Annotated in this window: 11 protein-coding genes; 6 read left to right on the top strand and 5 right to left on the bottom strand. The window is 33.8% G+C overall.

The annotated features are described in order from the left end of the window. Positions 1 to 35 precede the first annotated feature (35 nt). Positions 36 to 623, bottom strand: coding sequence for a hypothetical protein (locus B2U95_RS15650; RefSeq protein WP_296317807.1), 588 nt, complete (start codon positions 621 to 623; stop codon positions 36 to 38). A 20-nt stretch (positions 624 to 643) separates the two neighbouring features. Continuing rightward, the gene (locus tag B2U95_RS15645; RefSeq protein WP_296317805.1) at positions 644 to 2,995 is read right to left on the bottom strand and encodes an ATP-dependent helicase; all 2,352 of its coding nucleotides are present in this window, start codon (positions 2,993 to 2,995) and stop codon (positions 644 to 646) included. 133 nt (positions 2,996 to 3,128) lie between these two features. Here B2U95_RS15645 and B2U95_RS15640 point away from each other — a divergent pair, with 133 nt between their 5' ends. The 3 genes from B2U95_RS15640 to B2U95_RS15630 are packed head-to-tail and all read left to right on the top strand — an operon-like array spanning position 3,129 to position 6,495. Next, the gene (locus B2U95_RS15640) at positions 3,129 to 4,397 is read left to right on the top strand and encodes an amidohydrolase (protein WP_296317803.1); all 1,269 of its coding nucleotides are present in this window, start codon (positions 3,129 to 3,131) and stop codon (positions 4,395 to 4,397) included. A 4-nt stretch (positions 4,398 to 4,401) separates the two neighbouring features. Continuing rightward, entirely contained in the window at positions 4,402 to 5,964 is a 1,563-nt protein-coding gene (locus B2U95_RS15635; RefSeq protein ID WP_296317802.1) for an FMN-binding glutamate synthase family protein, read from the top strand. Between the two features lie 9 nt (positions 5,965 to 5,973). After that, positions 5,974 to 6,495 (top strand): hypothetical protein, encoded by a 522-nt coding sequence (locus tag B2U95_RS15630; protein WP_296317800.1) that lies wholly within the window; start codon positions 5,974 to 5,976, stop codon positions 6,493 to 6,495. A gap of 53 nt (positions 6,496 to 6,548) precedes the next feature. Here B2U95_RS15630 and B2U95_RS15625 read toward each other — a convergent pair whose 3' ends face one another. Continuing rightward, positions 6,549 to 7,433 (bottom strand): patatin-like phospholipase family protein, encoded by an 885-nt coding sequence (locus B2U95_RS15625; RefSeq protein WP_296317798.1) that lies wholly within the window; start codon positions 7,431 to 7,433, stop codon positions 6,549 to 6,551. Continuing rightward, entirely contained in the window at positions 7,433 to 9,406 is a 1,974-nt protein-coding gene (locus tag B2U95_RS15620) for a M1 family metallopeptidase (protein WP_296317797.1), read from the bottom strand. The genes B2U95_RS15625 and B2U95_RS15620 overlap by 1 nt, the downstream gene beginning before the upstream one ends. A 191-nt stretch (positions 9,407 to 9,597) precedes the next feature. Between B2U95_RS15620 and B2U95_RS15615 the strand changes: the two genes are divergently transcribed. From B2U95_RS15615 to B2U95_RS15605, 3 genes are all read left to right on the top strand, one after another. Beyond that, positions 9,598 to 10,359, top strand: a complete 762-nt coding sequence (locus tag B2U95_RS15615) for a universal stress protein (RefSeq protein WP_296317795.1) — start codon at positions 9,598 to 9,600, stop codon at positions 10,357 to 10,359. 166 nt (positions 10,360 to 10,525) lie between these two features. After that, complete coding sequence (gene recG, locus B2U95_RS15610; RefSeq protein ID WP_296317793.1) at positions 10,526 to 12,628, top strand: ATP-dependent DNA helicase RecG; 2,103 nt, start codon at positions 10,526 to 10,528, stop codon at positions 12,626 to 12,628. A gap of 123 nt (positions 12,629 to 12,751) precedes the next feature. After that, complete coding sequence (locus B2U95_RS15605) at positions 12,752 to 13,588, top strand: DUF6671 family protein (protein WP_296317791.1); 837 nt, start codon at positions 12,752 to 12,754, stop codon at positions 13,586 to 13,588. A 447-nt stretch (positions 13,589 to 14,035) separates the two neighbouring features. On the opposite strand, the gene B2U95_RS15600 is transcribed toward B2U95_RS15605, so the two are convergent. After that, positions 14,036 to 15,262 (bottom strand): peroxiredoxin family protein, encoded by a 1,227-nt coding sequence (locus B2U95_RS15600; protein ID WP_296317789.1) that lies wholly within the window; start codon positions 15,260 to 15,262, stop codon positions 14,036 to 14,038. Positions 15,263 to 15,400 lie beyond the last annotated feature (138 nt).

Below are 15,400 nucleotides of genomic sequence, written 5' to 3'. Positions count from 1 at the left end.
GCGATAAAACTTAGATATCAAAAAAAATTAGTTAATTAACCTCTTTTACGTTGATTACCATTTAGATCGTCAGGTCTATTTCTAGCATCATTTCCTCGACGTCTTTTTGGCATTAACTTTTCGCGTTCCGATTTTTGATAGTCTAACCACTTTTTATTTTGGTCATCAGTTAAACTCTGCTCAAAAAACACATTTAATTCGTCATCTTGTGCTTTGATTTTATCTCTAATAGGTTTCAGTTTTTCTTGAACCATTTTCATGGTTGTTCCCATTAGCTCTCTATTCCTAGTCTTCATAGCTGTTTCCATGTTTTGATTAACAACAATATCTAAACCTTCAAGCAACTCTTTATTTTCTAATTTAATACTAGTAATCTTAGCATTATAAGTATTTATATGTACCGTTATCTGCTTAACTATAGAGTCACCTTTCTTTAGCTTAAGTTTCTTTAAAACTTTCTTTGAATCGTATTCTATAAATCCTGCAACCTTCGTAGATTCAAACTCTGGTCTTTCTTGACCTGCTGAAGCTTGCCTTGTATTACCACCAAGCCCTCCATTTGGTCGTTGCGCAAAAGAAACTGTTAGTTGTAAAAGAACTAGAAATAATATTACTTTTTTCATAGTAAATAGTTTTTTTGATATTAAGAAGAAGAAGAAGAAGAAGCTCCGAGTACCGTTAGTTTCGCAAACCTTAGTAAGAGTTTCTTAGTATCACCATTTTTAAATTTAATTTCAGCTTTTAAATCTCCACCTTTACCTTCAATTTTAATGACTTCACCTCTACCAAAACGTTGATGATTCACTAAGTTACCAACAGCAAGCTTACTTTCAAATACGTTTGCTGCTTCACTATCTTTATCAACAAGTGTCAGTTTCTTTGGAGTACTTATAACGAAATTTTCTGGTTTCTTTTTATTGTCTTTCTTTTGCATTTTGGCTAATTTTGGCTTTGCGAAGCGTATTTTATTTGGTTCTATATCTCCAAAAATTGAAGCATCTAGCATTGGGTTAAAACGTTGTTCTTTTAAAGGTGTTGTAATATTTATAAATTCTTCATCAATTTCTTCTATAAATCGGCTAGGCTCAGCATCTATTAACTTTCCCCAACGGTATCTAGAAACGGTATATGTTAAGTAAGCTTGTTGTTCTGCTCTTGTCAAAGCTACATAAAATAGTCGACGTTCTTCTTCTAGCTCACTTCTAGTGTTCATACTCATTGCACTTGGAAACAAATCTTCTTCCATCCCAACAACAAATACATGCCCAAATTCTAACCCTTTTGCCATGTGAATGCTCATTAAAGCCACATGATCTGGATCTCCTTTATCTGCATCTAAATCTGTAGCTAAAGCTACATCTTCTAAAAATTCGGCTAAAGAATCTCCTGCATCTGCTAATTCAATTTGTCCTTCAACAAAATCTTTAACACCATTTAATAATTCTTGAACATTGTCGATACGCGTTACACCTTCTGGAGTTGCATCCTTGTTCATTTCTCTAATTAAACCACTTGTTTTGGTAACATGCTCGGCTAAATCAAAAGCATTTGCCGTTTGGTTCATCACTTTGTAACTCTCTATAAGCGTTACAAAATCTCTTAGTTTATTTTTAGTACCGTTGTTAATATTAATTTCTGTTGTATCAATAGCCTTTAAAACACCATAAATCGTTTTTCCAGTAACATTTGCTGCAACAACTAATCTATCTATGGTTGTTTGGCCAATACCTCTTGCTGGATAATTAATAACTCGTTTTAATGCTTCCTCGTCAGCCGAATTGAGTATTAAACGCAAATAAGCTGTAACATCTTTTATTTCTTTCCGTTGATAAAATGATAAGCCGCCATAAATACGATAAGGAGTATCTCGTTTTCTCAATGCATCTTCAATCGCTCTAGATTGGGCATTTGTACGATACAACACTGCAAAATCACTATTATGCAGTTGGTTATTCATTTTTGTTTCCCAAATAGTACTCGCGACATATCTACCTTCATCAGCATCTGTCATCGAACGATGTACTATTACCTTCTCACCAATAGCATTAGCAGTCCAAACAATTTTATCGATTTTGGTTTTATTATGTTCAATAACTGAGTTAGCTGCACCTACAATATTCTTAGTAGAACGGTAATTCTGTTCTAGTCGATACATTTTTACATCATCATAATCTTTTTGAAAATTAAGAATGTTATTAATGTTTGCGCCACGGAATGCGTATATACTCTGAGCATCATCACCAACAACGCATATATTCTGAAAACGATCTGCTAAAGCTCTCACGATTAAGTATTGCGAATGGTTTGTATCTTGATACTCGTCTACGAGTATGTAACGAAACTTATTTTGGTACTGAGCAAGAACATTAGGAAAACGCGTTAATAGCTCATTGGTTCTTAACAATAAATCATCAAAATCCATCGCGCCTGCTTTAAAACAGCGCTCTACATATTCCTTATAAATTTCACCCATTTTTGGCCGTCGTGCCATAGCATCAGCTTCCATTAAATCTGGGTTTTTAAAATAAGCCTTAACCGTAACTAAACTATTTTTGTAAGATGAAATGCGGCTGTAAACCTGTTTCGTTTTATAGATATCTTTATCTAGTCCCATTTCTTTAATAATGGAACCCATTAATTTCTGGGAATCTTGAGTATCGTAAATAGTAAAATTGCTAGGAAAACCTAAATGATGACCTTCAAAACGTAAAATCTTAGCAAAAACAGAGTGAAATGTTCCCATCCATAAATTCTTAGCCTCACCATCTCCAACTATATCAGCAATTCTGCCCTTCATCTCTTTGGCTGCTTTGTTGGTAAATGTTAATGCTAAAATATTAAAAGCATCTACACCTTTACTCATCAGATATGCAATACGAATCGTAAGTACTCGCGTTTTACCAGAACCTGCACCTGCTATAATGATCATTGGTCCATCCTTCTGTAAAGTTGGTTCTAATTGTGCTTCGTTTAATTGACTAAGATACTTTTCCAATTGCTAAATTTTTCGAACTGTAAAATTAAGAATTGTCTTAGTTTTTTCCTTATAGAATCGACATTAATTATAAACAATGTATTAAGAGTTCTGTTTTATCAATTTTCAATATCTTAGTGCAAATTTAAAAACTATGAGATTCTTTTTAGTACTAATACTCCTCGTCTCTACCTCTGTGTTTGCTCAAAACTCTTTAGAGCAAGACATTGCAAACATTGAAGGTAAATTAATTGAATGGCGACATCATTTTCATCAAAATCCGGAGTTATCTAACAGAGAATTTAAAACAGCCGAAAAGATTGCAAAACATTTAAAATCGCTTGGCTTAGACGTTGAAACAGGAATAGCAAAAACAGGAGTTGTAGCTATTTTAAAAGGTAATCAGCCAGGTAAAGTTTTAGCACTGAGAGCCGATATTGATGCATTACCAGTTACAGAACGCAATAATTTACCTTTTAAATCTGAAGTAAAAACAACATTCTTAAATACGGAAACTGGTGTTATGCACGCTTGTGGACATGATACTCATATTTCTATTTTAATGGCGACTGCAGAAGTTTTATCTAAACATAAAGACAAAATAAAAGGAACTGTGAAGTTTATTTTTCAACCTGCTGAAGAAGGTCCGCCTCCAGGTGAGGAAGGTGGTGCGAAACTGATGATTAAAGAAGGTGTTTTAGAAAACCCTAAAGTAGATGCTATTTTTGGTTTGCATATTAGGTCTAATTATAATGTTGGCACTATCTACTATAAAAAGGGAGGGATTATGGCATCTGTTGAGCGTTTTGTTATTAACGTTAAAGGAAAGCAAACTCATGGTGGTAGACCATGGTTAGGTGTAGATCCTATTTTAATATCAGCAAAAATTATTGATGGTTTACAGACCATAATAAGTAGAGAATCGAAATTAGTTGATGAAGCTGCTGTAATTACTGTAGGTAAAATAACAGCTGGCACACGTTTTAATGTTATACCTGAATCAGCTGAAATGATTGGAACTGTGAGAACTCTAGATCCAGATATGAAAGAATTAATAGAACGTAGAATGACCGAAATGGTTACGACTTTGGCTAAAGCTTATGGCGGAGAAGCAACAATTACTTTTCAAAACAATACAACGATAACATATAACGACCATGACTTGGTAGATCAAATGTTACCTAGTTTACATAAAGCTGCTGGTACTAAAAATGTACGAATACGAAAAGCTACTACAGGAGGTGAAGATTTTTCATATTATCAAGAATTGGTACCTGGTTTTTTTTTCTTTTTAGGAGGAATGACACCAGGCAACATAGAATCGTTTCCACACCACACCCCAGATTTTAAAATTAACGATAGCAGTATGCTACTTGGTGTAAAAGCATTCACACAACTCACTTTAGATTATTTAAATAATTAATGATATGGATGCTATGCTTTCATTTTTAAGCTCAATTTCGTGGTGGCTTTGGGTTATCATTGCACTTGCTATTGTTGCAATACGCGATATCTTTTTTCAAAGAGGCCATACCATAAGCCACAATTTCCCAATTGTTGGGCACCTGAGATATTGGCTTGAGAGTATTGGCCCAGAAATGCGTCAGTATTTTGTTGCAAATAATAGAGAAGAATTACCTTTTAATCGTATTGAGCGCGGCTGGATCTATGCATCTGCAAAAAAAGAAAACAACTACGAAGGTTTCGGTACAGATAGAGATATCTATGCACATCAACATATTTTTATTAATAATGCCATGATGCCTTATAAGGTTGATGATAACCATCCGACTGCCTTAAATAAAAGCTTTATCCCTTGTGCAAAAATAATGGGTACTTATAATAAACGCAAAAAACCATTTAGACCAGGTTCTATTATTAATGTATCCGCTATGAGTTTTGGTTCGTTATCAGCTAAAGCGATAGAATCATTAAACAAAGGTGTGAAAATCGCTGATGCCTATCATAATACTGGTGAAGGCGGATTATCACCTTACCACAGTAATGGTGGTGATGTTGTTTTTCATTTCGGAACAGGTTATTTTGGCGTTCGTGCAGAAGATGGTGGTTTTTCTATGGAAAAAATGGTGAAACTCGTAAATGATAATCCTTTTGTTAGAGCTATTGAAGTTAAACTTTCCCAAGGTGCTAAACCTGGAAAAGGTGGTGTATTACCTGGCGCAAAAATCACTAAGGAAATTGCAGATATAAGAGGTGTAGAAATAGGTAAAGATGTATTATCACCACCAAACCACAAAGCATTCTCTAACGTACCAGAACTCATCGATTTTATTGAATCCATAGCAGAAGCTACTGGCTTACCTGTCGGTATTAAAGCCGCAATCGGAAAATTAGAACAGTGGGAAGAATTAGCAGACATTATGAAAACTGAAAATCGTGGTCCAGATTTTATTACCGTTGATGGTGGTGAAGGTGGTACAGGTGCTGCACCACCAAGTTTTGCAGATCATGTGTCGTTGCCCTGGATTTATGGTTTTAGTGATATCTATAAATTATTTCAGAAGCACGACTTAACAGATCGTATTGTATTTATCGGTAGTGGTAAACTTGGTTTTCCTGCAAAAGCAGCCATGGCTTTTGCTATGGGAGCAGATTGTATTAATGTCGCTAGAGAAGCGATGATGAGTATTGGCTGTATTCAAGCCCAGGTTTGCCATACAAATCGTTGTCCTACTGGTATCGCTACTCAAAGTAAATGGTTGCAAAACGGTATTAATGTTCCCTTAAAATCTGAACGTTTAGCGCAATACTTTAATAGCTTTAAAAAAGAATTGATTGAAATTACTCATGCTGCTGGCTATGAACATCCTTGTCAGTTTGATATGAAAGATATTGAAATGAATGTCGATGACCATAATCTAGCAAAAGACTTTAGCCAGACCTTTAGGTATGAAAAATCACTTGTTGAATTTAAAAGTTTTCAAGATTTAAAAGATTGTGAGTATCTTGGCGGAAAACAAAAAAAATAAAGAATTATAATGGATATTGACAAAATAATAGAGTTACTTTTTAGCTTATTACCAGCATTACTTGTAGGTGCAATCGCTTACTATTTTTTTAAGCAACATATAGAAAATGAAGCTGGCAGAAGACGTTATTTACTACAAAGAGATATGCAGAAAGATGCTTTACCATTGCGTCTACAAGCCTATGAACGTATGGCGCTTTTCTTAGAGCGTATATCACCAACAAAACTACTTACAAGAATACACCCAACATCCTCATATAAAGATGATTATGAAATTTTACTTATAGCAAGTATTCAACAAGAATTTGAACACAATTTATCGCAACAAATCTATGTAAGTGATGAATGTTGGAATATTATTTTAGCTGCTAAAAACACAACTATTCAGTTAATTAGAAAGGCCAATATGCTCGAAAATACAGACACAGCAAATAAGCTTCGCGAAGTTATTTTAACTGACCTTATGGATAAACAAGCACCAAGTAATACAGCGTTATCTTTTATTAAACAAGAGGTTGGTGAAATGTGGTAATCTTAAGCGATAGATAAAAATAAAACTAACTACTTTAAAGTAATTACCAGTCACTATTTTGAGTGTTTTTGCTCAGCATGGTCATAACCCTGTTGCCACCATTTTTCCATAAGACGTTTACTAAAAATTAATGAGTTTTCAGTCAAAGTTGTTGGAGTGTAATATAAGTTCAATTTTACATTTCTATTTTTTGCAGCCAATTTACCAATAGCAATATCGTTTTGTTCTACCTGATCCATCAAATGACCAAAAAGGTTAATCATTAATGAGAAAGGATTTTTACCAAGCACCTTTTGTTTTTTTAAACTCTCAGATTCTAAAACAACAGCATCAATCTCTGTGGCACCTCTTAGAATTGCCTCTCTAATCGGTATTACACAACCAAAACCACCATCTGCATATTCATAACCGTTAACTTTTGCTAAAGACATAAACGGAATGTAGTTACAAGAAATCCAAATCCAGTTACAAAACTCTTCGTAAGAGCAATCATTTATAGACTTGTACTCCACTCTATTCATAGATAGATTAGAGACGGTAACTACGACGTCATTCTTTTCAGCTTTAATTTTTTGATATTCTTCGAATGTAAAATCTCTGCGGATTTTGCGTCTAAGCGCTTTACTCTCACCAAAAGTACGTTTGCGTTTTATAAACTGCCATAGCGAATTTACGAAGTCAATAGACACATACTCTCTGTCACCTTTTTGCCGCTGCACAAAAGGACTTACACTAAATATGTCTTGCTGCTGAACGTTAGTGAAAATATCATACAATTTTGAAATGTCGTTCACAGCTAAATGCGGCACCAACAAACTCCCTGTAGATGTACCCAAAAACATATCGTACTCACGCTTCTCTCGTTCCATGAGATACTGTGCCACTCCGCCTGCAAAGGCACCTTTACTTCCTCCACCAGAAATTACTAAAGCTCGCATTAGTTTTTATTTTGTTCTAACTGTTCTGTTAATTGCTTTGCAAACTTAACCAATCTCCAGTTATGATGTGCTTTTGCCGTTTCTAAGTTAGATTTACATTTTGCATTACAAGATTTCATTAAATCTAGATATTGAAATGCATTCATTCTTAAATCGGCATTATATTTTTCATCGGTGTAACTTACCAACTCATCATAGACCTCCTGCTTTTTATCTGATTGAAATTCTGGAGTATTCAAATTTAAAACCAACCATAGCATCCTTACGTTTTTATCGCTGAGTCCTATGATTTCTTTAGTTTTAGCTAAGTATTTTGATCGCTCTAAAGGAAAGTTAACCCAAAGATTGTATAAGGCATTTTCTATGGTTACATAAGATTTATCCGTTAACAACGACTCATATTCAGGTTTTAAACCAACAGGGATTTTAGTAACATGTTTAGAAATTGCTTGTCGTACTTTTAATCCGTTTTTAAATACATCTTTAGTTACCAAATCTGGCACTTGAGCAATAATCTTAGCTTTTGCATCATCCGAAACGTAGTATTTTAAATACTCCGCACATTTAGATGTTTTTGCTTCACAATCTACCATTATGTATTCTTGTATGTAAGCAGACTCACGTTTTAATAAAGCAATAGCATCATCAAAAGGAAATTCTTTTTGTGCGATCCACGTATTTACAAAACCTGATAAATCTTTTTCCGCGAGTCCTTCAACTTCATTTATAAAATCTGAAGTTTCTACATTACTAAACTGATGCTTTTCAAGATAATTTTTAACAGCTTGTTTAAAAACAGCGTCACCTACTTTATCTCTTAATGCATGTAAAACCCAAGCTCCTCTCTGATAGAAAGTCAGACTACTCGATTTTGGATTTAAAAGCGATGTGCCACTACCAGCAACATCTTGCCTGCCTAAATCTTGAGCAGATTCGTAAAGTTTAAAATTATAATAATCTGTACCAAAAATCTCGCGCTCAGCCAATAAAGCATAATAAGTCGCAAAACCTTCTTGCAACCAATGATGGTCGCCAGATTTTGCGGTTACCAAATTACCAAACCATTGGTGTGCCAACTCATGTGCATTTATATTGACATAGTTTTTATCATTAAACCCAATGGCATCAACCGTAAAAGCATCTGAGAAAATAGTAACACTCGTGTTTTCCATACCTGCATATAAAAAATCGTGAACCGGAACTTGTTTATAATTATGCCATGGATAAGCAAAACCTATTTCATCTTCTAAATAATCGAACATCTGTTTTGAATAACGATACGTTGGCTCAACTTTTAAAGAGTCTTCAGGGTAATAGTAATATTCTAATGGAATACCACTTTTTGAAGTTGCTAGCTTTTTGTTATATTTCCCTACAACAACCGCTACTAAATAACTTGGCATTTTATCTTGCATAGCATATACCCAAAGGGTATTTCTCATGCTTTCTGTCTTAGAAACAAGCTTACCATTTGAAATAACTTCATAGCCATTCGGCGCAACATACTTTAAGTCAAATTCTATTTTGTCATTAACATCATCGATACTCGGAAGCCAATTACTAGTATACTTCCCTTGGCCTTGTGTCCAAATTTGATTTCGACCCTCATTCTCCCAGCCGAGAAAATACATTGCTTTTTTTGGGGCATTAAAAAAAATAAAACTTAATTTATTTTGCTTACCTTTTTCAAAGTCACTGTAAATAACTAAGTGTTTTCCATCATTTTTGTAATTAACCTTAGCATTATTCAAGGCCACATTCTTAAACTTCATTCCCACTGCATCTAAATAAATAGAATCTATAGGTTTATTGATTTTAAAATCAATTTCATAAGAATTATAAACTGTACTATCTACAGTAAACTGATTAAATACAATTAATGCTTCTACCCTTTTAAAATCGACATAATCCGTTTGCTGAGCAAAGGAAGTAGTGACCATAAAAACACAAAAAACAACAAGAATTTTCTTCATACTACAAAACTACACAAGGACAACGCCAAAGTACAAATTTTTGAAAGCATTATTAAAGTGAATTTCATTCCTCTTTTATTTCACTCATCTAACAATCAAGACATTTCAACGAATTAAGATTACTCAACCATATCAGTTCTTTTGTTTAGAACTACTTTTGCACAAAATTTAAGTATTTAAACAAAAAAGGCATGAAAACATTCCTAGTACCTATAAGCTGTTTACGAGACAAAAAAGCAACGTTAATATACGCTATTGACTATGCTAAAGTTTCTGGAGCAGAAATGATTTATGGTATTCAACTTAACGAAATTAGTGAAGAAGACCATTTAGAAGAAATTATGGAGCATGCTGAAAAGCAAAATATAGCTATTAATTTTAGGTTTTTTGAGGGTGACACTATAGAATACATAAAAGAATTCTGTGAGGATTTTAACGTAGATCTTATTATAGCATCCGCAAGAACACCAGAGCCTAATGATACTTTATACTTAGATAACTTATCAGGAAGTATTGTTAAGAAAACAGAAATGCCAGTTTTACTAATTCCAGAGAATTACGAATACAAACCAATAAAAACAATATTAACCGCTATAAAATCTGGAATCGTAAAAACAAAAGGAGCTTTAATACCATTAGAGCATACATTGATTACTGCCAAAGCAGACATGACATTACTACAAATAAAAACTCCTTCTTATTTACCAGAAGATTTAATGTTTGACAAAGATTTAGCAATCCTTACGTCTAAATATTATTCTTCTGAGAATGCCACTTTATTTCAAGGTGTTTTAGAATACATCCATGTTATTGAGCCGGATATGGTTTGTGTATTTAGACGTAAACGTGGCTTTTTTGAAAAACTATGGGATGATGTAACACTAGATCATAGCTTAGATAAAGGGGTTTTTGAAAGTCGTGTTCCTTTATTAGTGCTTAAAGGAGATCAGTAAACATTATTACCACAACTTATCTTATTTTGAGTTTTAAGTGCTATTTCACAATCGTACTTAACTTGAAATAATGCAAAATGAGATTCCGTTTTTATTCATCATTTACTATTAAAAATAATGAATTCATGAATCTTCGATTTCAAAGGAATTGGGTAAATTCGCATCTATGAGTGTGAATTTACAAACTCCTATTGACTACCTCAAAGGTGTTGGCCCAAACAGAGCGGATTTGTTGCGCTCAGAATTGGGTATTCAGACGTATCAAGACCTCATTAACCTTTTTCCAAATCGTTATATAGACCGCACCAAGTATTACAAAATCAATGAACTGCAACGCAATAATGCTGAAGTTCAAATTATTGGTGTAATTACAGGCTTTAGAGAAGTTGCTCAAAAACGAGGCAAACGCTTAGTAGCTGACTTTAAAGACGATACCGGAATGATGGAACTCGTATGGTTTAGAGGTCAAAAATGGATACGAGAAAGTCTAAAAATCGGTCAACCTTATTTGATTTTTGGTAAAACCAATTGGTTTAGCGGAAAATATAGCATGCCACATCCTGAAATCGAATTGCAATCAGAACACGATGGCAATTTACGTTCTGCCATGCAAGCTATTTATCCTTCAACTGAAAAATTATCTAATAAAGGAGTCACAAACAAAGTAGTCACCAAAATAATGCAGCAATTATTTTTGGAAACTAAGGGCCGTTTTGTAGAAACATTATCCGATTCTATTAAAGGTGAATTGAAATTAATTTCAAAATCTGATGCGCTCTTTAATGTTCATTTCCCAAAGACTATAGAGCTTTTAGCAAAGGCTCAATTTCGATTAAAATTTGAAGAATTATTTTACATTCAATTGCAATTAATTCTCAAAAATCTAATCCATAAATCAAAAATAAAAGGCTTTCCTTTCAATAAGGTTGGCGACTATTTTAACACCTTCTACAAAGACCATTTACCATTCGAATTAACCAATGCACAAAAACGTGTTTTAAAAGAAATTAGACAAGATTTAGGGAGTAATGCGCAGATGAATCGGCTTTTGCAAGGAGATGTGGGTTCTGGTAAAACCATAGTCGCCTTTATGTCAATACTCATGGGACTTGATAATGGTTTTCAATGTTGCTTATTAGCTCCGACTGCTATTTTGTCAGTACAGCACTATAACGGATTAAAGGAACTATGTAAACCATTAGATATCAGTATTTCACTATTAATGGGATCAAGTAAAACTTCAGAACGAAAAATAATTCATGAAAATCTCGAAAACGGCAATTTACAGATCTTAGTTGGCACACATGCGTTACTTGAAGATAAGGTGAAATTTAAGAATTTAGGGCTCGCAATTATTGATGAACAGCATCGTTTTGGAGTGGCACAACGCTCAAAATTATGGCACAAGAATACCTCTCCTCCACATGTACTCGTTATGACTGCAACTCCAATTCCGAGAACCTTAGCAATGTCTGTTTATGGTGACTTGGATATTTCAGTTATTGACGAATTACCAGCAGGTCGGAAGCCGATAAAAACAGTTCATCGTTTTGATAATAATCGACTGAAGGTTTTCAAATTTATGAAAGACGAGATTGCTTTAGGTCGACAAATATATATTGTGTATCCATTGATTCAGGAAAATGAAAAAATGGATTACAAAGATTTAATGGATGGTTACGAAAGTGTTTCTAGAGAATTCCCAATGCCAGAGTATCAAATTTCTATTGTTCATGGCAAAATGAAACCTGCTGATAAGGAATACGAAATGCAACGTTTTGTAAAAGGCGAAACCAATATTATGGTTGCTACTACAGTTATTGAGGTTGGTGTAAACGTACCCAATGCTTCTGTAATGATTATTGAGAGCGCAGAACGCTTTGGTTTATCTCAGTTACACCAATTACGCGGACGTGTTGGTCGTGGAGCAGAACAGAGTTATTGTATTTTAATGACTAGTCATAAATTAAGTCAGAATAGTAAAACACGACTAGAAACTATGGTTCGTAGTAGTGATGGGTTTGAAATTGCAGAAGTAGATTTAAAACTTCGAGGGCCAGGCGATATTATGGGAACGCAACAAAGTGGTGTTTTAAACCTGAAAATTGCAGATATCATAAAAGATAAAGACATTTTACAAGAAGCGCGCTACTACGCCAAAAGTGTTTTAAAATTAGACCCTAGCTTAGTACTACCAGAGCATAAGGAAATTCTTGAAACCTATAGGCAAATGAGTAAGTATCGTAATATTTGGAATTATATTAGTTAAAAGAACTAAACATTTTGAATTATTTCATCGCACCTGCCCTAGCCCTTCTGCTTGTCACCATAGCTTTAGCTGAGGAACAAAAGGTTAAATCAATGAAATAATTAAAAATACAAAACGACAACTATGTTTAAAGGAAGGCGCTTAATAATTGCCACAAAACACAACAAAGAACAAGTGATAGCTCCGCTTTTAGAGGATGCTTTAGGTGTGACCTGTTTTGTGGATGAAACTTTTGATACAGATACTTTAGGGACATTTTCTGGTGAAATTGAACGCGAGCAAGATCCTATTAATACAGCCAGATTAAAGTGCTTAAAGGCAATGGAACTTAATAATTGTGATATTGGCATTGCTAGTGAAGGTTCTTTTGGAGCGCATCCTTCTATCTTTTTTGCGAGTGCTGACGATGAGTTTTTAATTTTTATAGATAAAAAAAATGGTTTAGAAATCATTGCCAGAGAACTCAGCACCGAAACCAACTTTAACGGTAAATCCATTAAAAGCGAAAAAGACCTAATGGATTTTGTGGAATTAACCAAATTTCCATCGCATGCGCTTATTCTAAAAAAATCAAAAGAAGATACTGAGGATATGGTTAAGGCCATTACTAGTTTTGAGGTTTTGAAAGTTGCTTTTCATATGTTATTTGAAAAACATCGAAGTGTTTTTGCTGAAACTGATATGCGTGCGCTTTATAACCCAAGTAGAATGCTAGTTATAGAAGCTGCTACTAAAAAGTTGGTTGCTAAAATTCAGTCGTTTTGTCCAGAATGTAAAACTCCTGGTTTTGGTGTTACGGACTTAAAAAAAGGTTTGCCTTGTGATCTTTGCGGATTACCTACAAAATCGACACTAAGTTTAATTTACGCTTGTCAAAAATGCCAACATCTAAACGAAGACTTCTATCCTAATAACAAAAAAGTCGAAGACCCAATGTATTGCGATTTTTGTAATCCTTAAAAAAAAGGCCTGGAACCAACAAACCAGACCTTTCAAAACATAATTAAACGTGTTTTGCTGATGAATTTTATATAAATTCAACTACCAAAACCACAAAATACTCTGATTACATTTGCAGTGGTGTTAGTGTCTTGTTAAAGAAATTTATCATTATGTTAATTAACGTCGCATTAAGAATCGTTATTAACTATAAAATAGCTAAAATTGTTTTAGTAATTTCACTAGAAACTAAAAGTAATTGAATTAGGATATAATTATTCACAAAGAAAACTAACAGAATTAATTAAGGACTAGAATAACAACTATTATCAACACGGTGCATAATTAATTGCTTTGGCAAGTGCTTATTTGGAAAATTCCGCTAGAATTTTCTCTAACACGTATTTGTTTACTAATTTAGTTACTTAACCACGCAACTAACCATACATATCAAGTTAAGCGTAAAACCTACTCACTCAACAATTCACTAACAAACACTTCAAATTCCGTCTTAAACTCAACATGCTTTTCACCAGTTGCAGGTCCATTAAAGCCTGTATGAATTTTGCGTACTTTACCTTTTTTGTCTATAAAAATAGACGTTGGGTAGGACATCACTTTATTCAACATAGGTAATTTTTCTTGTAATTTAGTTTTACTACCTGTGCCATACTGCGCTAAGAGAATAGGATATTTCATACCTATTCGCTCTCTTAATCTTGCAATGTTGCTAAATGCTAGTTCAGGAGTTTTAACAAACTCAACAGCTAAAGCTACAATTTCAAAATCCTTATCTTTATTAGCTTCATAAAATTCAGCGTAGTATTTACTTCCATCTAAACAGTTAGGACACCAAGTACCCATTATTTGTACCACAACCACTTTGTTTTTAAAACGGTCATCACTTAATGATACAAGATTTCCTTCTTCATCAGGAAATGAGAATTCTAAACTGTCGTATCCTTCCTTTAAAAAAGTAAAATCTTCTATACTTGGTAAATCATACTCAGAATTTCGTTTCGCTACAAAAGGCTCTTTCCAATGGTTACCAGAATAAAATGTGCCTTCCATAACAGAATCAGACACTTTTGCAGTAAATAAAAAAGCATGTGCACCATCAAAAGTAGATAGTTTCATGGTATCTCCATCCATAACACCTTCTAGATAACGATAATCACCTGTTGTAGTTCTAAAGGTTCCTGTGACTTTACCATCTTGCTGTTCAAAAATTCCTTTGGCAATATACTCACCGTCAGTTTCTTTACTAAAAACGGTTTCCCATACACCTGTCGCATTTTTACTAGAACCCAGCTTAGGGCTAAAACGCTTCTCGTTTTCATATTCAGCTTTAAAAGGAGAAACCCGTTTTAGCGTCTTATTAGTTAGTTCACCTATTAGATTATCACCATCAAATACAGCAGCTATATAAGATTCGAAAACTGGTGTTTTAATAAAAATGGAATCATTTCTATACGTGATCTCATCGACTTTAATAATTTCATCAGCGTTAAAGATGTGTAACTCAGTTGGGGATTTTACCTCAAAAATAAAAGGTAATTCTTCATTATCCTGTACTTCAAAAATCGCTCTATAGGTTCCAATTTTTAGCACCTTATCTTCTAATGTGTTGTCTTTAGTTTCGTCTTTACAAGACAAAATAGTTAATATTAGGAGGCAAACTATTAGATATCGCATGATTATTTAAACTTAAGTTTTATCAAAATTCGTCAATTCGAGTGATTATTAATCATTAAAAGTAAAAAATAGTATCTAGAATGTGATAATATCCTATTCTAAATACGTTTTCAGAAAACTCAAACTGATACTGTTTGT

The organism is Winogradskyella sp. UBA3174 (assembly GCF_002364335.1).
Classification (GTDB): Bacteria; Bacteroidota; Bacteroidia; order Flavobacteriales; family Flavobacteriaceae; genus Winogradskyella.
Note: the sequence above shows the minus strand (reverse complement) of the source record. Positions and strands in the feature narration are given on the sequence as shown.